This window comes from Tractidigestivibacter scatoligenes, from assembly GCF_001494635.1.
Taxonomy (GTDB): Bacteria; Actinomycetota; Coriobacteriia; order Coriobacteriales; family Atopobiaceae; genus Tractidigestivibacter; species Tractidigestivibacter scatoligenes.
Genome location: NZ_LOJF01000009.1, coordinates 180771 through 202408 on the forward strand (window position 1 = coordinate 180771; position 21638 = coordinate 202408).

Annotated in this window: 21 protein-coding genes; 3 read left to right on the top strand and 18 right to left on the bottom strand. The window is 60.5% G+C overall.

The annotated features are described in order from the left end of the window. Positions 1-9 precede the first annotated feature (9 nt). The 13 genes from AUL39_RS05345 to rpsP all read right to left on the bottom strand — a co-directional run bounded on the left by AUL39_RS05345 (position 10) and on the right by rpsP (position 12672). Positions 10-792 carry a ribonuclease HII gene (locus AUL39_RS05345; RefSeq protein ID WP_059054449.1) on the bottom strand — a complete coding sequence of 261 codons (783 nt, stop codon included), beginning with the start codon at positions 790-792 and terminating at the stop codon, positions 10-12. 114 nt (positions 793-906) lie between these two features. Then, a complete protein-coding gene (gene rplS, locus AUL39_RS05350; RefSeq protein ID WP_059054451.1) occupies positions 907-1248 on the bottom strand; it encodes a 50S ribosomal protein L19 in 342 nt (113 codons plus the stop codon). 167 nt (positions 1249-1415) lie between these two features. Continuing rightward, on the bottom strand, positions 1416-2450 hold the full coding sequence (locus tag AUL39_RS05355) for a DUF6273 domain-containing protein (protein ID WP_059054453.1): 1035 nt from the start codon (positions 2448-2450) through the stop codon (positions 1416-1418). 69 nt (positions 2451-2519) lie between these two features. After that, positions 2520-3581, bottom strand: a complete 1062-nt coding sequence (locus tag AUL39_RS05360; RefSeq protein WP_059054456.1) for a deoxyguanosinetriphosphate triphosphohydrolase — start codon at positions 3579-3581, stop codon at positions 2520-2522. A 92-nt stretch (positions 3582-3673) separates the two neighbouring features. Next, entirely contained in the window at positions 3674-6430 is a 2757-nt protein-coding gene (ppdK, locus tag AUL39_RS05365; RefSeq protein WP_059054458.1) for a pyruvate, phosphate dikinase, read from the bottom strand. 223 nt (positions 6431-6653) lie between these two features. Then, complete coding sequence (locus tag AUL39_RS05370; RefSeq protein WP_059054460.1) at positions 6654-7058, bottom strand: kinase/pyrophosphorylase; 405 nt, start codon at positions 7056-7058, stop codon at positions 6654-6656. 63 nt (positions 7059-7121) lie between these two features. Next, positions 7122-9218, bottom strand: a complete 2097-nt coding sequence (gene glyS, locus AUL39_RS05375) for a glycine--tRNA ligase subunit beta (protein ID WP_059054462.1) — start codon at positions 9216-9218, stop codon at positions 7122-7124. Continuing rightward, complete coding sequence (locus tag AUL39_RS05380; RefSeq protein WP_059054464.1) at positions 9219-10130, bottom strand: glycine--tRNA ligase subunit alpha; 912 nt, start codon at positions 10128-10130, stop codon at positions 9219-9221. It abuts the gene before it with no gap. Between the two features lie 38 nt (positions 10131-10168). Next, the gene (gene lepB / locus AUL39_RS05385; RefSeq protein ID WP_059054466.1) at positions 10169-10729 is read right to left on the bottom strand and encodes a signal peptidase I; all 561 of its coding nucleotides are present in this window, start codon (positions 10727-10729) and stop codon (positions 10169-10171) included. A gap of 1 nt (position 10730) precedes the next feature. Continuing rightward, positions 10731-11510 carry a tRNA (guanosine(37)-N1)-methyltransferase TrmD gene (trmD, locus tag AUL39_RS05390; RefSeq protein WP_059054468.1) on the bottom strand — a complete coding sequence of 260 codons (780 nt, stop codon included), beginning with the start codon at positions 11508-11510 and terminating at the stop codon, positions 10731-10733. Then, a complete protein-coding gene (locus tag AUL39_RS05395) occupies positions 11507-11968 on the bottom strand; it encodes a ribosome maturation factor RimM (protein ID WP_235810774.1) in 462 nt (153 codons plus the stop codon). Before AUL39_RS05395 ends, trmD begins: the two co-directional genes overlap by 4 nt. 69 nt (positions 11969-12037) lie before the next feature. Continuing rightward, positions 12038-12325: a KH domain-containing protein gene (locus AUL39_RS05400; protein WP_059054471.1), complete on the bottom strand. Its 288-nt coding sequence runs from the start codon at positions 12323-12325 to the stop codon at positions 12038-12040. An 11-nt stretch (positions 12326-12336) separates the two neighbouring features. After that, positions 12337-12672 carry a 30S ribosomal protein S16 gene (gene rpsP / locus AUL39_RS05405; protein ID WP_059054473.1) on the bottom strand — a complete coding sequence of 112 codons (336 nt, stop codon included), beginning with the start codon at positions 12670-12672 and terminating at the stop codon, positions 12337-12339. A gap of 216 nt (positions 12673-12888) precedes the next feature. On the opposite strand from rpsP, the gene AUL39_RS05410 reads away from it, so the two are divergent. The 3 genes from AUL39_RS05410 to dinB are packed head-to-tail and all read left to right on the top strand — an operon-like array spanning position 12889 to position 16105. Continuing rightward, the gene (locus AUL39_RS05410) at positions 12889-13566 is read left to right on the top strand and encodes a response regulator transcription factor (protein ID WP_059054475.1); all 678 of its coding nucleotides are present in this window, start codon (positions 12889-12891) and stop codon (positions 13564-13566) included. Between the two features lie 39 nt (positions 13567-13605). Continuing rightward, positions 13606-14835 (top strand): sensor histidine kinase, encoded by a 1230-nt coding sequence (locus AUL39_RS05415; protein ID WP_070807561.1) that lies wholly within the window; start codon positions 13606-13608, stop codon positions 14833-14835. A gap of 7 nt (positions 14836-14842) precedes the next feature. After that, a complete protein-coding gene (gene dinB / locus AUL39_RS05420) occupies positions 14843-16105 on the top strand; it encodes a DNA polymerase IV (protein WP_059054477.1) in 1263 nt (420 codons plus the stop codon). Between the two features lie 34 nt (positions 16106-16139). Here the strand turns inward: dinB and AUL39_RS05425 are convergent, their stop codons facing one another. The 5 genes from AUL39_RS05425 to rsfS form a co-directional block, all read right to left on the bottom strand. Further along, positions 16140-17135 (bottom strand): ABC transporter permease, encoded by a 996-nt coding sequence (locus tag AUL39_RS05425; protein ID WP_059054478.1) that lies wholly within the window; start codon positions 17133-17135, stop codon positions 16140-16142. Beyond that, on the bottom strand, positions 17128-18216 hold the full coding sequence (locus tag AUL39_RS05430; protein WP_059054480.1) for an ABC transporter permease: 1089 nt from the start codon (positions 18214-18216) through the stop codon (positions 17128-17130). The genes AUL39_RS05425 and AUL39_RS05430 overlap by 8 nt, the downstream gene beginning before the upstream one ends. Next, positions 18213-19748, bottom strand: a complete 1536-nt coding sequence (locus AUL39_RS05435; RefSeq protein ID WP_201783917.1) for an ABC transporter ATP-binding protein — start codon at positions 19746-19748, stop codon at positions 18213-18215. The genes AUL39_RS05430 and AUL39_RS05435 overlap by 4 nt, the downstream gene beginning before the upstream one ends. An 88-nt stretch (positions 19749-19836) precedes the next feature. Next, entirely contained in the window at positions 19837-21111 is a 1275-nt protein-coding gene (locus AUL39_RS05440) for a BMP family ABC transporter substrate-binding protein (protein ID WP_082667263.1), read from the bottom strand. A 151-nt stretch (positions 21112-21262) separates the two neighbouring features. Then, entirely contained in the window at positions 21263-21631 is a 369-nt protein-coding gene (gene rsfS / locus AUL39_RS05445; protein WP_059054482.1) for a ribosome silencing factor, read from the bottom strand. Positions 21632-21638 lie beyond the last annotated feature (7 nt).

The following is a 21638-nucleotide window of genomic DNA, read 5'->3' on the forward strand; positions in this document are numbered from 1 at the left end:
TGAGAAATCCTAGAAAAGCGGAGGCGTCTCGAGGAAGTTCCCGCAGAACGAAACGCGATGTATGGGAGTAAGACCATGCGCGCGTATGGCAGCAATGTGCTCGGGAGACCCATAGCCCTTGCACTCGGCAAGATGGTATCCGGGATACTCCTCTGCGAGCGAGACCATCAGGGCGTCTCTCGTCACCTTGGCCACAATGGAGGCAGCCGCAATACACGAGACGCGAGCGTCTCCTTTAACGAGAGTAACCTCCTTGGGGCTCACGTGTACGGGGTTGCCGTCAATGAGTACGGCATCGGCATCAACGCCAGCATCCTCAATCGCGCGCTTCATGGCCATTCGAAGAGCAACTGCCATGCCAACGGCATCGATTGATTCCGGCTCTATGTGCGCGATGCCAATGGCAAGGGCAACGTCTGCAATACGCGCGGCAAGCACCTCACGCTGGGCAGGCGAAAGCTGCTTGGAGTCGTTTATGCCCCAGACGATTGGATCGTCAGGGAGCGCCACCGCAGCCACAGTGAGAGGCCCCGCCAGCGCGCCACGCCCCACCTCGTCCACGCCAAGCACGAGACCCGGCCCGCCGAGCTCACGAGCCTTTGCGTACATCCCCAGCACGCGCTCGCGCTCACCCCGCTCGCGGGCAAGACGCTTCTGGGCAACCTCACGAGCGTGCTGCACCTGCTTGCGAGGGTCATCGGCATATCGCTGATCAAGGCGGTCAAACTCGTCCTCGTCCGCACAGGCAAACAACGCCGCCACCTCATGTGCCGTCGCCGAAGACCTTGCCATGGGACCCCTCTCAACGAGCGCCCAGCCAATCCAGGAGTAGGACGCACTATGCCTTCATAGCGAAGAGGGGCCACCCGCATTGGGCAGCCCCTCCATACAGAACGATGGTAAAACCTAGCGCTTCTCAGGAATGCGAGCAGCCTTGCCCACTCGATCGCGGAGGTAGTAAAGCTTGGCACGACGCACGTCACCATGACGCACAACCTCGAGCTTGGCAATCTTGGGGCTGTGAAGGGGGAAGGTGCGCTCCACGCCAACGCCAAAGCTGATCTTGCGGACGGTGAAGGTCTCGCGGGACCCGGCACCGCTCATGCGGATGACATCGCCCTGGAAGACCTGCTCGCGGGTGCGGTCACCCTCGATGATGCGATAGTGGACCTTGACGTTGTCGCCAACCAGGACCGTGGGGATGTCCTCACGAATCTGCTGACGCTCGATGGCGCGAATGTAATCCATGCTCTTCCTCATCTCTAGACTAGAGGTGCCGACGCACATGCGAACGACACATAGGCTTGCACACAAGCGAGAATTATAGAGCACAACGACCTGTCGGACAAGAACTACATAACTTGATGGGAGTCCGACCTTTGAGCATCAATCCCGGCACCTCGTACAGGCATACCCTAGATACAGAATCCCGCAACTACACCAGACGTCGAATCCGCCTGCCCGACCGAGGAAGGAAATCCTGTCTCGCTAACCCTGAAGAAGTACGAGCTGGAGCTGGTGTCAGCATAGTTCAGGGGATAGGCGGAGCGATACCACCACGAGCGAGCGGACCCTCTGTACGAAAGGGCAAGCGCGCCCCCAGAGCCCCCCGTCTCATCTGTGACGCCTTTGGAAGCAAAGTACGGGTACTGCGTCCCCTCTGCATTGAGGACGGCATCAAGACCCGCCGTATAGGAAATCTCGGAGGCAAACTCGTCCTCGAACCATGAGATTTGCCCGCAGACCTCAACTGCAGAGAACGCCCACAGGGAATCAGAGGTCTGGGTCACTGAAGCGGAATCCGCCGTTATGCCCGCATTGTTGGTTGCCTTCGCAACGCTCACGATATGCGTCGCAAGGTCGTCCGGAAGGAGAGCCATGCCGTCACCTGCCAGCCACGACCTCAGGGCGGAAGACTCCCAGCCTCCCTCGTTGGTGTTGGAGGCCTCCATGGGCTGCTCAGAGAGCATTGACACCATGAGCGTCATGCCCGCAATGCCCGAGCCATCGGCGCGCTGGTCATGCCTGAACCCCACGATACGCGCATAGGCAAGGGTATTGTCGTCGAGAACCACCTCACGCGTCTCGTTGACAGGCACCCCTGTGGCATCTGCCAGGTTGTACTCGCGCGCAATCTCCAGGCCCTCATTGTCCGTGGCAGCAGCGGCTATCTTGGCAGAAATCTGCGTGAGCTCGTCCCAGCTGTATTCAGAGTAGGACTTGGGTTCCAGCGCCTGCGATGTAGCTGTGTCTGAGCTTGCGTCCTGCTGTTGGGTTTGGACGTCTGGCTTCCCCGCCAAGCCAGGAGCCACTTGCTCCACAAACGGGCGAAGCCGACCGGTCACGGCAAGCACGAGCACCCCAACGGCAAGCACCACGAATATGCAGGCAGCGACGAGAAGCCCCCGCCCCGTGCCTGTCTCGGTTTTACGGCTATGCTTTGGAGCCATACTCCCCTCCCTGCTTGTGAGCAAGACTTCAAAAGCGTAGCAGAGATGCGCACCAAGTAGCCCAAGCTCTCAGCGACCACGCGCCATTACGCCCTTCCAAGATCGGGGCACCATGAGGTCCTCAAAGACGCGAACGGCATAGCGGTCGGTCATGCCAGAGACGTAATCGGCCACCTGCACGTCCGGATGATCGGAGTCATGCTTGAGATACTCCTCCGGAACCTCATCCAGGTGGTTCACCAGGTGGTCGAAGAGAAGCTCGATCATACGCGTGGCCTTGGGTTCCTCCTCCTTGGCGTCTCCCTTGGTGTACAGCGACTCGAAGAGGAACGAACGAAGCTCCATCATGGCGCCCCAAACGTCATCGGACATGCGGATGTCCCCGGCCGCAGCGCTGCCCGCGCAGATGTCCCGGACCATAACGTCTATGCGCTCCGAAGAGCTATCGCCAAGAAGTTCGCGCGGACGTTGGGGCAGGTCATTCTCGGTAAGAAGACCCGCACGCTCGGCATCATCGATGTCATGGCAGACATAGGCAATGCGGTCCGCGCAAGCCACGACCCTGCCCTCAAGAGTCTGAGCACGCTGCGAGCCCGTATGGCAGAAGATGCCGTCACGCACCTCCCAGGTGAGGTTGAGACCACGACCGTCCTTCTCAAGGAACTCCACGAGCCTCACACTCTGCTTGTTGTGGCGAAATAGGTATCGTCCCTGCTCGGACTCAGGGTCGATTCCGCGGTAGTGTGCCATGGCACGCGATAGGGCACGCTCTCCGCAGTGGCCAAAGGGTGTGTGCCCAAGGTCGTGGCCAAGCGCAATTGCCTCAGTCAGGTCCTCGTTCAAGCCAAGCGCACGGGAAATGGTGCGGGCAATCTGCGCCACCTCAAGCGTGTGCGTAAGCCGCGTGCGGTAGTGGTCGCCTTCGGGCGCAAGGAAGACCTGGGTCTTGTTGGCAAGGCGCCTGAAGCTCTTGCAGTGAAGGATGCGGTCACGGTCGCGCTGGTAGCAAGGCCTGAGGAAGTCCTCCTCCTCGGGCATGTCCCTACCCCTTGTCCGCGAGCTCTTTGCCGCCTGCGCAGAGAGGGACTCTTCCTCGCGGGCAATCTGGTCACCTCTGTCGTGAACCCTCATGGACGCCTCCAACAAGACCGGGTCTAAAAACAGGGGGAGAGGCTCAAAGCCCCTCCCCCCTTGTGAGCTAGACGTGCATCAACGCCAGAATGCTAGGCGACCTTAGCAGGACCGCCGTTGGAGTTGATCTTTGCCTGTGCGGCCGCAAGGCGGGCGATGGGCACGCGGTACGGCGAGCAGGACACGTAGTCGAGACCGAGGTCATAGTAGACCTGGATGGACTCGGGGTCGCCACCGGTCTCGCCGCAGACGCCGCAGACGATGTCCGGGTTGGCCTTGTGGCCACCCTCGACGCCCATCTGAACGAGCTTGGCGACGCCGGGGTCGACGGTCGCGAACGGGTTGCGCTTGACGATCTTCTTGTCGAGGTAGAGCGGCATGAACGCGGACTCGACGTCGTCACGGGAGAACCCGAGGCAAGTCTGGGTGAGGTCGTTGGTGCCGAAGGAGAAGAAGTCGGCGTGCTTGCCAATCTCGTCGGCGGTGATGGCAGCGCGAGGAAGCTCGATCATAGTGCCGATGGGGATCTCGAGCTTGACGCCCGTCTCCTCCTCGACCTCCTTCAGGGTCTTCTCGACGCCGGCGCGGACGAGCTCGATCTCGGACTCGAAGGCAACGAGCGGGATCATGATCTCGGGCTTGGGGTCGAAGCCCTCCTTCTTGAGCTCGGCAGCGGCCCCCGCGATGGCACGGACCTGCATGACGTTGAGCTCGGGGTAGACGATACCCAGGCGGCAGCCACGAAGACCGAGCATGGGGTTGGCCTCCTGGAAGGAGTCGAGCTTGGCAAGCAGGGCGCGCTTCTCGGTGCAGTCCTTGCCGGCGCACTCCTCCTTGGTGATCTCGACCTCAAGGTCGCGCGGGTTGTCGAGGAACTCGTGCAGAGGGGGATCGAGCAGGCGCACGATGACGGTCTTGCCGTCCATGGCCTTGAACATGCCAAGGAAGTCACCCTTCTGGGCCTCACCCAGCTTCTTGAGGGACTCCTGCTTGACGTCGTCGGACTCGGCGAGAATGAAGTTCTGGATGAGCTGCTTGCGCTCGCCCAGGAACATGTGCTCGGTGCGGTCCAGGCCAATGCCCTCGGCGCCGTTGTCGGCGGAGAGCTGCGCGTCGGCGGGGTTGTCGGCGTTGGCGCGAACGCCAATCACGCGGCCGCGGGCAGGATCCTTGCGGACCTCGTCTGCCCAGTCGAGGATGGTCTCGAGGTCGCCGCCAAGCTGCGGACGAACCAGGGGCACCTCGCCCAGGATGACGTCACCCGTGGTGCCGTCGATGGAGATGATGTCACCCTCGTGGAGGACAACGTCGGTGCCGGCAACCTTGCACTCCTTGTTGGGAGCGTCGATGTGGAGCGCCTCGACGCCGCAGACGCAGGGGGCGCCCATGCCACGGGCGATAACGGCCGCGTGGGACGTCTTGCCGCCGTGAGAGGTGAGGATGCCCTCAGCAGCAACCATGCCCTTAAGGTCGTCGGGCGTGGTCTCCCAACGCACGAGGATGGAGGGCTTGCCGGCCTCCTTGAAGGCCTCGGCGTCAGCGGACGAGAATACCACGGCACCGGTAGCAGCACCGGGGGAGGCGTTCAGGCCCTTGGCGAGGACCTCGTACTTGGCCTTAGGGTCGAACTGCGGGTGCAGGAGCTGGTCGAGCTGCTCGGGGGCAACGCGCATGACGGCGGTCTCCCTGGAGATGCGACCCTCCTCGTACATCTGGATGGCAACCTTGAGCGCAGAGAGAGCGGTACGCTTGCCCACGCGGGTCTGGAGCATCCAGAGCTTGCCCTCCTGGATGGTGAACTCGAGGTCCATCATGTCAGCGTAGTGATCCTCGAGAATCTCGAAGACGTGGTAGAGCTCCTTGCCAGCCTCCTCGAGGCCAGGGGTCTTGGGAAGGTCGGAGATGGGCTCGGTGTTGCGGATGCCGGCCACGACGTCCTCGCCCTGAGCGTTGACCAGGAAGTCGCCGTAGCGCTCATTGGTGCCGTCGGCGGGGTTGCGCGTGAACGCGACGCCAGTGGCCGAGGTGTCACCCATGTTGCCGAAGACCATGCACTGGACGTTGACAGCGGTGCCCAGGTCATCGGGGATCTTGTTCTGCTTGCGATACAGGATGGCACGCGGGGTGTTCCAGGATCCGAAGACCGCCTGCTCGGCAAGGCGCAGCTGGAGGTACGGGTCGTGCGGGAACACAGGCTTGCCGTCGACGACGACCTCGGGGTACTTCTCGGGGTCGACGTTGTCGGAGAAGATCTGCTTGAAGGTAACGACGAGGTCCTTGAGGTCGTCAGCGTTGAGCTCGGTGTCGAGCTTCACGCCGCGCTCGGCCTTCTTAGCGTTGATGGCATCCTCGAAGAGCTGGCCATCGACGCCCATGACGACGTCCGAGAACATCTGGACGAAGCGGCGGTAGGAGTCGTAGCCAAAGCGGGGGTTGCCGGTCTTCTTGATGAGGCCCTGGACGGAGTCGTCGTTGAGACCGAGGTTCAGGACCGTGTCCATCATGCCGGGCATGGAGAAGGGGGCACCGGAGCGGACGGAGACGAGCAGCGGATCGTCCTTGTCGCCGAGCTTCTTGCCCATGCGCTTCTCGAGGTCCTTGCGGTAGACGTCGATCTCGTCGAGGACGCCGTCGGGCCAGACGTTACCAGCGGACGAGTAAGCGACGCAGGTCTGGCAGGTGATGGAGAATCCCGGAGGAACGGGAAGGCCGATGTTGGCCATCTCCGCCAGGTTGGCGCCCTTGCCGCCGGTGATCCACTTCGCCTCGTCGACGGTAGCGCCGGCAACTTCGGTCACGTTGTTGCCGTTCTCGTCCTTTCCGAAGCGGTACACGTGCTTCTCAGACATTTCACTCCCCTGTTCGAACAACCTGACACGCCTTTCAGCGCGCACTCACATCGCGGCGCCAGGTTCAGGGCACCGCAACGCCCAATTCTAGACAGACCCAATTATGGAAGATGCCAAAATCAAGCACCAACCGGTAGACGGAAAAATACGCCGGCGAACGTAACAAAATTGGGGCCAGACGTGAGTCTGGCCCCCTGAACGGACTAAAAATTGAACCTATGAGCTACTCGTTGCCAGCCGGATGCTCGGAGTAGGTAGCGCCAATGGCGTGGCTCGGCTCCTCACCGGTGAGCGTGGAGATGACCGTGACGGCAGGCCCAAGCAGGTCGATGGAGGGAATGCCCCTCCTGTCAAGCTCGCGGCGAATCTCGCGGCGAAGCTGGCCGTTGGCAAACGTGTGGAAAACGGCGCTCGGCCTGTCCGGGTCAAAGTTCTTGTCGAAGTAGTCTCGGACCTGCTCGACGCTCTCGACACCAGACACGCGAATGATCTCGACTGATCCGTCACCGAACTGTGCGGCGGCAGCCTCCACAACGGCCTTGGCAGTCTCGCCGCGTGCGTCGGAGAGCACGTAGATGGCAGGGACAACATGGCCGAAGACGTCGTCGTCCAGATCAAGTTTCCTCATAGTCAATCCTCCCAAGTGACGCAATCGTGCGGGGACGTTGCTGCAAGTGTAACCGCTCTTGCCCTACTTTCGCTTCGAAAGTACACCAATATCGGCGACGTCACCAAAGACGCCAGCGAAACGGTTGAGAAGTCGCAACCTATTGTCCCTCACCGAGGCGTCTGGATCCATGACGAGAACATCGGTGAAGAAGCGGTCGATTGGCCCACGAAGGCCAGCGAGAGCCTCGCAAGCGGCATCAAAGTCACCGGAGGCAAGAGCAGCGGAGACGGCCTTCTCGCCTTCCTGGCAAGCAGCGAGAAGCGCCTTCTCCGCGTCTCCCAGCATGCTTGCGTCGACGTCCGTACCAAGCGAGGCGTCGGCAAGGTGAGCGGCGCGCGCGTAGGCGGTCGCAAGGTCCTCGAAAAGCTCAGGGCTCTCGGAGCGAGCGCGGTCAAGGGCGGAAGCACGGCGGACGAACTCATCGGGGTCGATGACGCCCACGGAGCCCACGGCCTCGATGGCGTCGGGAGCGATTCCCTCGTCCTTGGCGATGGCCGCAAGGCGACCCTGGAAGAAGGAGGCAACCGAGGAGGCAACGCCCTTGGCATCAAACTCGATGCCCTGCTCGGCGTAGGACGCAAGAGCAAGGTCAATGAGCGGGCGCAGATGGACGGAGGGAAGCGTACGCAGCATGGCGATCACACCGATTGCCGCACGGCGAACGGCAAACGGGTCGGAGGAGCCAGTGGGCGGCTCGTCAATGGCGAAGATGCCACACACAGTGTCGAGCTTGTCGGCAATGGCCACGCACTTGCCAACCAATCCGGACGGAAGCTCGTCGCCGGCAAAGCGCGGACGGTAGTGCTCGCGGATGGCGTCGCAGACCTCTTGGGGCTCGCCCGCCGCCTTGGCGTAGTAGCCGCCCATGACGCCCTGCTGGTTGGTGAATTCGACCACGGCCTGGCTCACGAGGTCTGCCTTCGCAAGGTGAGCCGCACGCCTGGCAAGTTCGCACGTGCGCTCGTCTGCACCGGCCGCCTTGGCCACGGCCTCGGCGAGCGCCTCCATGCGCGTGACCTTCTGACGCACAGTGCCAAGCTTCTCCTGGAAGACGACGGTACCCAGACGCTCAACGAACTCGTCCATGGGAACCTTGAGGTCCTCCTCGTAGAAGAACTTAGCGTCGTCGAGACGGGCGCGCACGACGCGCTCGTTGCCGTCGACCACGGTTGCAGAGACCTTTGGGTCCGCGTTTGAGACAACGACGAACTCACGTGTAAGGTTGCCCTCGGCGTCGTAGACGGGGAAATAGCGCTGGTTGGAGAGCATGGACTCGCAGATGATCTCATGCGGGACCTTGAGGAACTCCTCGTCGAAGGTGCCGACCAGGACCGTGGGCCACTCGCAGAGGTTCACGACCTCGTCGAGGGTGCGCTTGGGTGTGTCAACGCGGCAGCCGGGGCGCTCTGCCTCGACCTTGCTCACACCATCGAGAATGGCGGCGCGCCGCTCGTCCTCGAGCAGTACGCCGTTCTGGCGCAGCACGTCGGCATAGGCAGCGGGGCTCTCAACCTTGTGGTCGCCAGGGCCAAGCACGCGATGCCCGCGCGTGGTGCCAGCACTCTTGACGTCGGCATATCTCACGGGCACAACGTCAGAGCCGAGAAGAGCGCAAATCCAGCGGATGGGGCGCACGAAGGTCTGGTGCTCCGAGCCCCAGCGCTGGCTCCTGTAGTTGGGCCACTCGATGGAGCCGATTACCTGCTCGGAAAGAGCCGAGAGGATTGGCGTTGCTGGACGAGCGTCAACGTGCTTCTCGGCAAAGACATATTCGCGGCCGTCCGAGTCCACGCGGCGCGCAAGCTGGGAGGCATCGACGCCAAACTTGCGGGCAAAGCCCTGGGCCGCCTTGGTGGGGGCGCCGTTGGCGTCAAAGGCGATGCTGGCCGCGGGCCCGCGCTTTACCTCGTTGAGCTCCTCGGTAGCAAGTGCCACGTCATGGACGTAGGCAACGAGCCTCCTCGGAGTCTGGTGGGTCTCAACCTTGCCGTGCGCAAGGCCGGCCTCGTCCAGCCCCTTGCGCACCAGCTCGCCAAGCTGAACCACGGCGTGGTTGAGCGGGGCAGACGGCATCTCCTCGCAGCCAATCTCAAGCAGGAAGTCCCTCGTCTCGGCCATCTAGGCCACCTCCCCCTTCGTGGTTGCAGCATCCTTCTTGCCAGCCACCTCAGCGAGGTAGGCCTCGCAGCAGTCCTTGGCAACGGTACGGACGCGCAGGATGTAGTTGGCACGCTCCGTGGCGGAGATTGCTCCGCGGGAGTCGAGCAGGTTAAACGCGTGGCTGCACTTCATCACGCAGTCATAGGCAGGAAGCGGCAGGTGGGCATCGAGGCAGGAGTGGCACTCGGCCTCGTACTCGTCGAACTTCTCGCGCATGAGGTCGACGTTGGCAACCTCGAAGTTATAGGCAGAGAACTCGCGCTCGTTCTCGAGGAAGACGTCACCGTAGGTCATGGGGGTGCCGTCAGGCAGGTAGCTCCAGACGATGTCATATACCGAGTTCACGCCCTGCGCGTACATGGCAATGCGCTCGAGGCCGTAGGTGATCTCGACGGGCACCGGGTCGACCTCGATGCCACCAACCTGCTGGAAGTAGGTGAACTGCGTTACCTCCATGCCGTCCATCCACACTTCCCAGCCAAGGCCCCAGGCGCCGAGCGTTGGGCTCTCCCAGTCGTCCTCGACAAAGCGGACGTCGTGCTCGGCGGGGTCAAGGCCAATGGCGGCAAGAGAGCCAAGGTAGAGGTCCTGGGAGTCCACAGGCGAGGGCTTGAGGAGCACCTGGAACTGGTAGTAGTGCTGCAGGCGGTTGGGGTTCTCGCCATAACGGCCGTCAGCCGGTCGACGGCACGGCTGCGGGTAGCAGGTGCGCCAGGCAGCGGGTCCAAGCGAGCGCAGGAGCGTAGCCGTGTGGAAGGTACCTGCGCCCACCTCAGAGTCATACGGCTGCATCACGGTGCAGCCCTTGTCAGCCCAATAGTGCTCGAGGGCGAGGATCATGTCTTGGAACGTAAGCGGGCTTTCGCTCATATCCGTCCTTCCTCCAGGCAAAGACGCCGACGCGGGTGCTACAGGCCCTTTACGTCGGAAATCGGCCAATAGATGCAGAGTATCTTCGACGTCACCGAACTCACCCTCACCGCGCCAAAGTAGCGCGAATCAAGCGAGTTGGTGCGGTTGTCCCCCATGACCCAGATGCAGCCATCGGGAACGGTGTAGGGGTAGGTTATGCCGGCCGAACCAGCCTGGTCGGACAGCGAGTAGCTGGGCTTGCCCAAGGTATAGGAGGACTCGTCCAGCTGGACGCCGTCAACATACACATTTCCGTCTCGCAGGTCGACGGTCTGGCCGCCCGCAGCGATGACGCGCTTCACAAGGGTGGTGCCAGGCTCGCGTGGGCTGTCAAACGTCACGATGTCGCCAGCCTTGGGTGACTCCCAGTTAAGCGAAACCTTCTCGCCAAGGAGCAGATCGCCTTCCTGTATGGTCTCGAGCATGGATCCAGAGGGAACCTCATAGACCCCAACCACAAAGGTGCGGAGGAGAAACGCCACGCCAAGCGCAACGAGGATGGTCACGATAACGTCGAGAAAACCGTTTCCCTTCTCCTTTGTCGTGCTTTTGGCCACGCTACTCGCCTCCTGTTGCAGAATCGTCGTTGCCATCCGCCCCTGTGACATGGTCCTGCTCCATTATCTGCCGCGCGAGCTCCCATTCGTCCGGGGAGAGACCGGCTCCAGCAAGCAGATCCGGACGCCAGCGTGCCGTGCGCTCGATGGCGCTCTTCCTTCGCCATGCGTCCACGGCACCGTGGTCGCCGGAGAGAAGGACCTCAGGCACGCACAGCCCATCATAGTCTGCCGGCCTCGTGTACTGAGCGTACTCGAGAAGTCCATCCGAGAAGGACTCGTCGAGGGCGCTCATCTCGTCCCCAAGCGCCCCAGGCAGAAGCCTCACAACGGCATCGATAACGACGAGGGCTGGAAGCTCCCCGCCGGTAAGCACATAGTCGCCAAGCGAGAGCACATCGTCCGCAAGGCGATAGGCGCGCTCATCCATACCCTCGTACCGACCACAGACAAAGAGCAGGCGCTCCTCGTGGGAGAGGCGCTCGGCCACCTCCTCGTCAAAGCGGCGTCCGCAGGGGGAGAAGAACACTACATGGGGAACGTGCTCTCCGCGCGACGAGATGTCGCGAACCGCCTCGAAGATGGGTGCGGGCTTCATGAGCATGCCCTGACCCCCGCCAAACGGCGCATCGTCAACCGTACGATGCCGGTCATGGGTCCAGTCGCGCAGGTCATATGCCTCGAACGAAAAGATGCCCTTGGCCTGTGCGCGCCCCATGATAGAAGCGTCAAGATAGGGTGCAAAGACGCCGGGAAAGACAGAGAGGGTCTCGATGATCACTGGACGTCACCGCCATCGACAAGGCCGGAAGGCACACAGACCCGAATGGCGCCTGTATCCGGAACCTCCAGGACAACGTCTTCCACGACGGGCACAAGCACCTCGCCAAACGGCCCCTCGATAACCCAGACATCATTGGCGGGTCCCACCATGACCTCCTCGATGGTGCCGAGAAAGCCAAGGCACTCGTCGGTGACCTCGCGGCCAAAGAGCGCCTCTGCATCATGAAGCGCGACGTCATCCGGCAAATCTTTCTCGCGTGCGAGGAAGTAGCGACCGCGAAGGCCGTCAGCCTCGTTGATGCCTGTCACGCCCGAAAGCGAGACAAGCTGCCCACGTGCCCCTTCGGAGACGTGCGTCACGACGTAGGACCTGGGCCCCTTAAGACGAGGAGGCACCACAAAGACCTCGAGGCCCTCGCGAACAAGAGGGGGAAGGCCGTGAACGGCAACCGTCACGACCTCCCCCGTTCTTCCGTGTGACTTCTCGACACGGGCTATGACTCTGTAGCGATCCCGCAAGGTTGCCTAGCCTACGACCTCGACCTCGACAGAGGTCCCCACGCGCTGCCCAAGGGCGCGCGCGAGAGTGCGAATGGCCTTAATGGTGCGGCCCTTACGGCCAATCACGCGGCCGGCATCGGCCTCGGCGCAGGTGACCTCAATGAGCGAGCCCTCGTCGCTATCGGTAACGTCAAGCGATACGGCACCCTCATCGTCGACAAGACCACAGACGATGTACTCGACAAGGTCTGCCACCTTGTCGGAGGGCATCTCCTGCTCCTCGTCGACCTCGTCGTTAATGGTGTCTTCCATGAAAGGCGCCCCTACTCGGCAGCGGCCTCAGCAGCCTCCTCGGCCGCCTTGGCAGCCTTGGCAGCGGCCTTCTTGGAGATCTTAGCCTTCTTCTCAACGACGGGCTGACCATTGCGGACAACGTCGATGAGGTGAGAGACGGTGTTGGTGGGCTGGGCGCCCTTGGAAATCCAGGTGTCAACCTTCTCGAGGTCAATCTCGATGGTCTTGGGGTTGGTCAGGGGGTTGTAGCGGCCCACCTGCTCGATGTAACGGCCATCGCGAGGCATGCGGCTGTCGGCGACGACGATGCGATAGTACGGACGCTTCTTGGCACCGTGACGGGCCAGACGAATCTTAACTGCCAATGAAAACTCCTCCATACGAGCGGTGCCCTGGTGTAGTGTCATGGCTGCACCGCATAGCCACATAGCAATTAGACATTCTACGCCCACCCAGCATGTGCGCAAGTTGCAGATTTTGTGAACCATGCGCTTACGGGCTGCATCGAGTTTGCGTTTAAGTGGGATTTAAGACTCACAACGTACGATTATGCAGGCAAGACGGAAATGAAGGAGGAACCCATGAACGTTCTCGTTGTCGAAGACGAGCGAAACCTCGCCGACGCCATTGTCCGCATCCTCTCTGACGCTGGTTACAACGCCGAGGCCGTCTATGACGGCACGTCTGGTCTCACGAGTGCGAAAAGCGGTCTCTACGATGCCGTCATCCTTGACGTGATGCTGCCCGGCATGAATGGCTATGACGTCGTGCACGAGATGCGTCGTGCCGACATCTCGACGCCCGTGCTCATGCTCACGGCACTCAACTCCACGGAGGACAAGGTCGAGGGCCTTGACTCCGGTGCCGACGACTACATGACAAAGCCCTTCGACGCGCCGGAGCTTCTTGCTCGCCTGCGTGCCGTCACCCGTCGCAAGGGCGAGGTGATGATCGACGAGATCAAGTTTGCGGACCTCACGCTTGACCTCACCACGCATGACCTCTCCTGCGGAGACAAGAAGATTCACCTCTCCGGCAAGGAGTTCGAGCTCATGCGAATGCTCATGAGCGCCTCTTCTCGCGTCATCTCAAAGCAGGACCTCCTCACGAGGGTCTGGGGTGCCGACGCAGAGGCCTCCGAGAACTCGGTGGAAGCGTACATCTCGTTCCTGCGCAAGAAGCTCGCACATGTTGGGTCCAAGGTACAAATCACCACGCTCAGGATGCTCGGCTATAGGCTGGAGCTCTTCGAGGACTAGCGGGCACCCGCTGGATCTTGTTGGGGGGAGGTGCCCCGGATGCTGCAGAAGCTTCGCAGAGAGTTCGTCGTCATCACCATGGCTCTTGTTGGACTGGTGCTTGTAGTTGCTCTTGGATCTACGCTGGTGAGCAGCTACATGAACCAGTCCAGTATCGTGTATTCGGCCTTGACCCATGGGCTCAAGGAGGACATCGACTTCACGCCGCGCTTTGGTGACCAGGGCGATGGGGATGAGCCCCATGGGCCAAACTGGCTCACGCTCTCTGCGGACGTCTCAACAGACGGAACCATAATTGCAAAAAGCTCCTACTACATCGATCCTGACGTCCTCACGCAGATAATCGCCGAGGTGCTCTCATCGAGCGAAGACTCGGGCCACGATGCGAACTTGCACCTCTCTTGGATGCGAGCCCAAAACGAGACCGGCTGGCGCATCTCGATCGTTGACACGCAATCAGTTGACTCCTCGCTTGCCCGACAGACCATGACGGACGTCGTGATTGTTCTGGTGGCCATGGCCGTACTGTTTGCAATTGTCTGGGTGATATCCGCCTGGATCATGAAGCCCATACAGAAGTCTTGGGACTCACAGCGCCGCTTTGTCTCTGATGCATCTCACGAGCTCAAGACGCCCTTGGCGGTTATCCTTGCAAACACCCAGATACTCCTCGAAGACCCAAACGTCCCCCCAGACACTCGTACGTGGGTCGAAAGCACCAACGACGAGGCAAGCCACATGAAGGCGCTTGTCGAGGACCTGCTCACGCTTGCGCGAACAGACGAGGCGCAGGCAGACGGAGCCAAGCGGGTTCTTGCCCTCGAGGACATCGACTTCTCGGAGCTTGTTGACGAATGCGCCATCGAGTTTGATGGCGTGGCTTTTGAGCGAGGGTGCTCGATTGAGAGCAAAATCGAACCCAACATTCGCCTGCAGGCAGACCGCACACAGATGGCGCGGGCGGTACGCACCCTTATCGATAACGCAACCAAATACGCAACCAAGGGCACTGCCGTTGACGTGCGCCTCAAGAAGACCGACAAGCACGTGGTGCTTACGGTGCATAATGCCAGCGCTCCCATGGACCCCGAGGACCTCGAGCACATCTTCGACCGCTTCTACCGCTCTGACAAGGCACGCAGCCGCGAGGAGACCGGCGGGTTTGGGCTAGGGCTTGCCATCTGCAAGGGAATCATAGACGCCCACGGTGGCACCATTGCGGCCACAAGCACCGCCGAGGAGGGCACCACCTTCACCGTCACCCTATAATCGGGCCATGGCAAAGAGCACACATGACATCCTCGAGTGGGACGGGCCGGCTATTGGCCTGCTTGACCTTGATGCCTTCTTCGCATCGGTCGAGCAGCTCGATCATCCCGAATGGCGCGGAAAGCCCGTGATTGTAGGCGGCTCTGCCGACCATCGCGGCGTTGTCTCCACCGCATCGTATGAGGCAAGGCGCTATGGCGTGCACTCTGCTATGCCTTCGGCTCAAGCAAGGAGGCTCTGCCCCAACGCCATTTGGACCCACGGCAACTTCACCCGCTACCGCGAGGTAAGCGCCGAAGTCATGGACATTCTCTCCGCCGAGACGCCGCTTGTGGAGCAGGTCTCCATCGACGAGGCCTTCTTCGACGTGACTCCTGGGCGCTTCTCGCGGGAGAACCCCATCGAAATATGCCGACGCGTGCAGGCGCGCGTTGCCACCCTTGGGGTGAGCTGCTCCATAGGCTTGGGCGTGAACAAGACCGTTGCCAAGATTGCCTCCGAGAGGGACAAGCCACGCGGGCTCACCGTTGTATTTCCAGGAACAGAGGGAACGTTTCTGGCTCCCCTACCCACTGGCGCTATGAGTGGCGTGGGCCCCGCAACCGAGAGGCGCCTTGCCGCAATGGGGATTCACACGCTTGGAGACCTGGCGCGGGCGGACGCCCAAGAGCTGCGTACGGCCCTTGGAGTGATGGGCCCCCGGCTGGTGGAGCGCGCAGCTGGCCTCGAGAGGAGCCGCGTGGCCGAGCGCGCCGTACCCGAGGAGGTCAAGTCCGTCTCGAACGAGCGGACCTTCGACCACGACCTTACAACCAGTGACGAGGTTCGCGCGGCGGTGCTTCACATAGCCGCAATGACGGGGAGAAGGCTACGCCGCAAGGGCCTAGCCGGCAGCACCGTCACCCTTAAGCTCCGCTACGCAGACCTCCACGTGCGAACGGCTCAGCGGCAGCTTCCCGCGCCCACAAACGACGAGCATGTATTTGGTCCCGTCGCCGTAGACCTCCTAGGGGGACTCTGGCGCGAGGGTACCCCGGTACGCCTCGTGGGCGTGGGAATCTCCGATTTCTCGGACGGCCAAGGCCAGCAGTTGGGCCTCTTCGACGAGACGCCCTACGAGGAAGGCGCCCACCGTGACCAGGCAGCCCTCTCAAAGCTCACCGACGCCCTGCGTGACCGCTTTGGCGACGGCGCCGTGAGCTATGGCCGAGACCTGCGCTTCCGCGACCACACCACGGGCACCGCGCCCATGGGAAAGGACAAAGGATGAGACAAAGGGACAGTCCCTTTGTCTCATCCAAGCGCTACCGATCTTCTCGGAAATACGGCAAGCCGAGGCTTTCCGGAGGTTGGTTCTCGCGTTTGTTACGCATGCTCGTGATGACGAGCACAACTATGGTAACCACATAGGGAAGCATCTTATAGAGCTCCTTTACGGCAAGGTCTGTACCCGTGGGGATGAAGAGGTACAGGATGTACAGGCCACCGAAGAGAATCGAAGCGAAGATGCTCACATTGGGGCGCCAAATCGTGAAGATGACCAACGCGATGGCAAGCCAGCCACGATCGCCGAAGGCGTCGTTTGACCATACGCCGTTTGCGTAGTCCATCACGTAGTAAAGGCCGCCAAGTCCCGCGATCATGCACCCGATGCAGGTGGCCATGAACTTGTAGCGTGTGATGTCAATTCCTGCGGCGTCGGCGGTGGCGGGATCCTCGCCTACCGCGCGCAGCTGGAGGCCAATGCGAGTCATCGTGAGCACGTGTGACGAGACAAGTGCAATTACTATCGCCACGTAGGCAAGAAAGCCAAACGAGAGGAACATGCTCCCAAAGTCGCCCAAGGACCCTGCAAAGGAAAGCGTAGTCCTAAACAGGCCAGACGTGGTCGACAACGAGATGGAGGGGACGTCCGAACCTGCAAGCTTGATGAGCGAGCCACCAAAGAAGTTGCCAAAGCCAACACCAAATGTTGTCATGGCAAGGCCGGTGACATTCTGGTTGGCACGAAGCGTGACCGTGAGGAAGCTGTACAGAAGCCCCATCAGAAGAGACCCAAGCAGGCAGCAGAGCAGGGGAATCAGAATGCCTAGGGCGGCATTCATCTGCGTGGGGTCATCAAAGCTCTGCTCATAGAGGAAGGACCCAATGACGCCGCAGATTCCTCCAACGTACATAACGCCAGGAATGCCAAGGTTGAGGTTTCCCGACTTCTCGGTGATGATTTCGCCCGTACTGCCGTAGAGAAGCGGAATGCTCTGGGCTATGGCTCGAGGAATGAACGAGACCAGATCAAACATTTGCCTTCTCGACCTCCTCCGTCTTCTTGGTGAATTTGATCTTGTAGGTAATGAAGAACTCGCTACCAATGATGAAGAACAGGATGATGCCGGTGAGGATGTCGGCAAAGCTCTGGTTTAGTCCGTAGGCGGTGGAGATCTCGCTGGCGCCACGCTCCATGAAGACCAGCAGGAACGAGCTGCCGATCATCGAGAACGGGTTAAACTTGGCGAGCCATGCCACCATGACGCCCGTGAAGCCTCGGCCGTTGGCAATGGTGGTGGTAAGGGTGTGGTCGGTGCCTCCCACCAGGAGAAGCCCTGCAAACCCGCAGATTGCACCCGAGAGCAAGAGCGTGCGGACGATGACTTTGGGGACGTTGATACCAACGTAACGAGCTGTGTTGGTTGACTCCCCCACAACTGAGATCTCATATCCGTGCTTGGTGTACTTGAGGTAGACGTACATCAAAACGGTAATGACAGCCACCAGGATGATGTTGAGCAGATACTTGTAATCGCCAATCTGCGGCAGCCAACCGGCCTCGGTAGACTGGTTGATGATGCCAATTTTGCCCGAACCCTTGGGGACCTCCCACACAATGATGAAGTAGGCAACAAGCTGCGTTGCCACATAGTTCATCATGAGCGTGAACAGAGTCTCGTTTGTGTTCCACTTGGCCTTGAAGAGCGCGGGGATAAGCGCCCAAACCGCGCCAGCGGCTATCGAAGACACAACCATGCACGCTATAAGCAGAGGATTGGGGATCTTGTCTCCAAGAAGAATCATGCAGGCGGCCGTGGCAAGGCCACCCACCAGCACCTGGCCCTCGCCGCCCAGGTTCCAGAACTTCATCTTGAACGCCGGCGTAAGGGCAAGCGAGATGCACAGCAGGATGGCAATCTCCTGCAGAAGAATCCAAATCTTGCGCGCAGAGCCAAAGGCACCGTTGAAGAAGGTCACGTAGACGTCGATGGGGTTGAGACCGGTAAGAATTGTCGTGATGATGCCGCACACGACCAATGAGAGCACGATCGAGAGACCCCGAATGGCCATCGACTGCGATAGAGGCATCTCCTTGCGCTTGGTGATGCGAATCACGCCGCCTCACCCCCCTTGAGTCTCGTCATCATGAGACCAACCTCGTTCTTTGAGGTGGAGCGCGTGTCGACGATGCCGCTTACCTTGCCGTCACACAAGACCAGGATCTTGTCGCATAGCTCGAGAAGGACGTCGAGGTCCTCGCCTACGTACACCACGGCAACGCCGGACTGCTTCTGCCTGTTGATGAGATCATATATGAGGTGGGAGGAGTTCACGTCAAGCCCGCGCACGGCATAGGCGCAGAGAAGCACGCTTGGTGACGAGGAAATCTCGCGTCCCACCAGGACCTTCTGGACGTTTCCTCCCGAAAGGCGCCGCACGGGGGTGTCAACGCCCGGGGTATCTACCTCAAGCTCGTCGACAACCTTCTCGGCAAGTTCTCTCGGGGCCTTCCTGTCGACAAAGATGGACTTCCCATCGCGAAACGACCGCAGCAGCATGTTGTCGGTAATGCTCATGCTGCCTACGAGCCCCATGCCCAGGCGGTCCTCTGGCACAAACGAGAGCGCCACGCCCATGGAGGCAATCTGATAGGGATCCTTGCCCGTAAGCTCTTGGACCTGTCCGTCATCGCCAACGTACCTTATGGTGCCAGACTCGACGCCTTGAAGGCCTGCGATAGCCTCAAGCAGCTCCTTCTGGCCGCTGTTCGAGACGCCCGCAATACCCAGCACCTCTCCGCCAAATGCCGAGAAGGACACGTCGTCGAGCTTGAGCACCCCCTCGTCGTCCCTCACCGTGAGGCCCTTGACGCAGATGCGCTCGGTGGGATTGACGGGCTTGGGGCGCTCGATGTTGAGCGTCACCTGGTGACCGACCATCATGTTGGTCATCTGCTGCGTGGTGGACTGGGCGGTGACCATCTCGCCCACGTTCTCACCCTTGCGCAGTACCACCACGCGATCGCTAATCTCCTCCACCTCGTGAAGCTTGTGCGTGATGATGACAATTGCCTTGCCGTCATTACGCATGTTGCGAAGAACGGCAAAGAGCTTCTCAGTCTCCTGGGGGGTAAGCACGGCAGTAGGTTCATCAAGAATGAGAATATCGGCGCCACGGTAGATGAGCTTGACGATCTCGACGGTCTGCTTCTGAGACACGCTCATCTCGTAAATCTTCTGGTCTGGATCAACGTCGAAACCATAGGCATCGCAGATGCCTTTGATCTTCTCGGCAGCCCCCTTAAGGTCAAGCCCGGCGCCTTCGTCGAGCCCCAGCACGATGTTCTCGGTAGCCGAGAACACATTCACGAGCCTAAAGTGCTGATGGACCATGCCTATGCCATGCTCGAAGGCATCCTTGGGCGAGGCGATCGTTACGGGGCTACCCTGTATCTCAATCTGGCCCTCATCTGGAAAGTAGATGCCAGAAAGCATGTTCATGAGCGTTGTCTTACCGCTGCCATTCTCGCCAAGCAGAGCTAGGATCTCTCCGCCATAGATGTCAAGGTCAACATCGCTGTTGGCCTTGACCTGCCCGAACGACTTGCTGATGTGTCTCATCCGCACGGCTGGTTGTCTATCTGCCACGAGACTTCCCATCACTCGAAGGAATTGCCTGACTAATGAAAGACGGCCTCCGCACTACCGGAGGCCGTCCACTCATGGCCGCGCCAGCTTAGAAGGCGGTGTCGAGAAGCTCGATGCCGTCAATCTGCACGTCGAAGTACGGCGCCGAGCGGTACTCGGACTCGTGGAAGTAGCCGTCCGAGACGACCTCGGTATCGGGCGTGTAATTGGCATCGGTGTCGACGTCTGCCTTGTATGAGTCGAGCTTCGCGCCCTTGACCGTGAAGGTGGAGGTGTCAAAGACGTGGAGGCTGCCATCCTCGAGCTTGCCCTTGACCTCATTGAGCTTGTCCTGGGTGCCCTCAGCGGCAACGGAGGTGTTGAGGTCCGTAAGCTCAACGGAGCCAGTGGAAAGGGTGCCTGTCCAGTCGGTGTCGATGGCAGAGCCGTCCATCACGGCCTGGATTGCATACTTGTAGTACGGGACCCAGTTGATGCGAGACGAGATGATGTAGGTGTTGGGGCATGCATCCTGAGTGCTGCCGTTGTAGGAGACATCGGGCACGCCCGCATTCTCGCAGGCAGTGGGGGCACCCATGGAGTCTGCGTGCTGGGAGATAAGAACGCAGCCATCGTTGATGAGCTTGGTTGCGCCCTCCTTCTCGGCAGTCTCGTCGTACCAGGAGCCCGTGAAGGTTACTTCCATGGTGACGGAGGGGCAGACGGACTTGGCACCAAGGTAGAACGAGGTGTAGCCAGAGATGACCTCAGCGTACGTGTAGGCGCCGACGTATCCCATCTTTGCCTGGTCGGCAGTGATCTTGCCAGAGTCGATCATCTCGTTAAGTTTCATGCCGGCAGCGACGCCCGCAAGGTAGCGGCCCTCGTAGATGGACGCGAACGCGTTGTGGTAGTTGTCGAGGCCTTCGGTATGCGCCTTGGTTCCGGTGGAGTGGCAGAACTGGATGTCGGGAAACTCCTTGGCAGCCTGGATCATGTAGTCCTCATGGCCAAAGGAGTCGGCAAAGATGATGTTGCAACCGGCGTCGGCAAGCTCTGCTGCGGCGTTATAGCACTCCTGACCCTCGGGGACATTGGTCTTGAGCATGTAGGTATCCTCGCTGATGCCTAGCTCCTTACATGCCTCCTTGGCGGCATTGATGAAGTTAAGGTCATACGTGGAGTTCTCATCATGCAGCGTAATGAAGCCCGGCTTGATTGAAGCGGAATCAGAAGAAGAGCCAGCGTCTGTGCTTGCACTGGCGCCGGAGCTGGCATTGCTTCCGCTGCTTGCGCAGCCGGAGAGGGCCAACGCAATGGCGCTGCCGCCCCCAAGCTTGACAAACTGACGACGGCTGAAGGTGTGCTCGGTAATGCTCTTCATGATACCCATCCCTTCAAGTTAGAACCGTGCTCCGTGCCAATCACCGCACCTGCGGTTTCTCGGAAAATAGCACAGTCGTTCAAACGAGAAGGGATGACGCCGGCATCGAACACACAGCGGACCCAAGCGTTAACGTTAAGGAAATGATGAGCTAGGCAGGGTTATCCTCAAGGCCCATGTCGACTTCCGGGGCATCACCCCAGAGCTTCTCAAGGCGGTAGAAATCGCGCGTCTCGGGCTTGAAGACGTGCACCACAACGCTGCCAAAGTCGATGAGCACCCAGTTCCTGCCCTCGCGTCCCTCGGTCGAGAGAGCGGTGACGCCGCAGTTGGTGCGAACCTTCTCGCGCACCTCATCAACGATGGCGTCGGTCTGAGGGTTGCTGGTTGCCGAGCAAATAACGAAGTAGTCGCAGACGTCAGTCTTGGCCGTGAGGTCGAGAACGACGATGTCCTGGGCCTTCTTGGAGTCTGCCGCCATACTGGCTACTCGAGCGATCTCATACGGTGTGATTGCCATGTTCTCC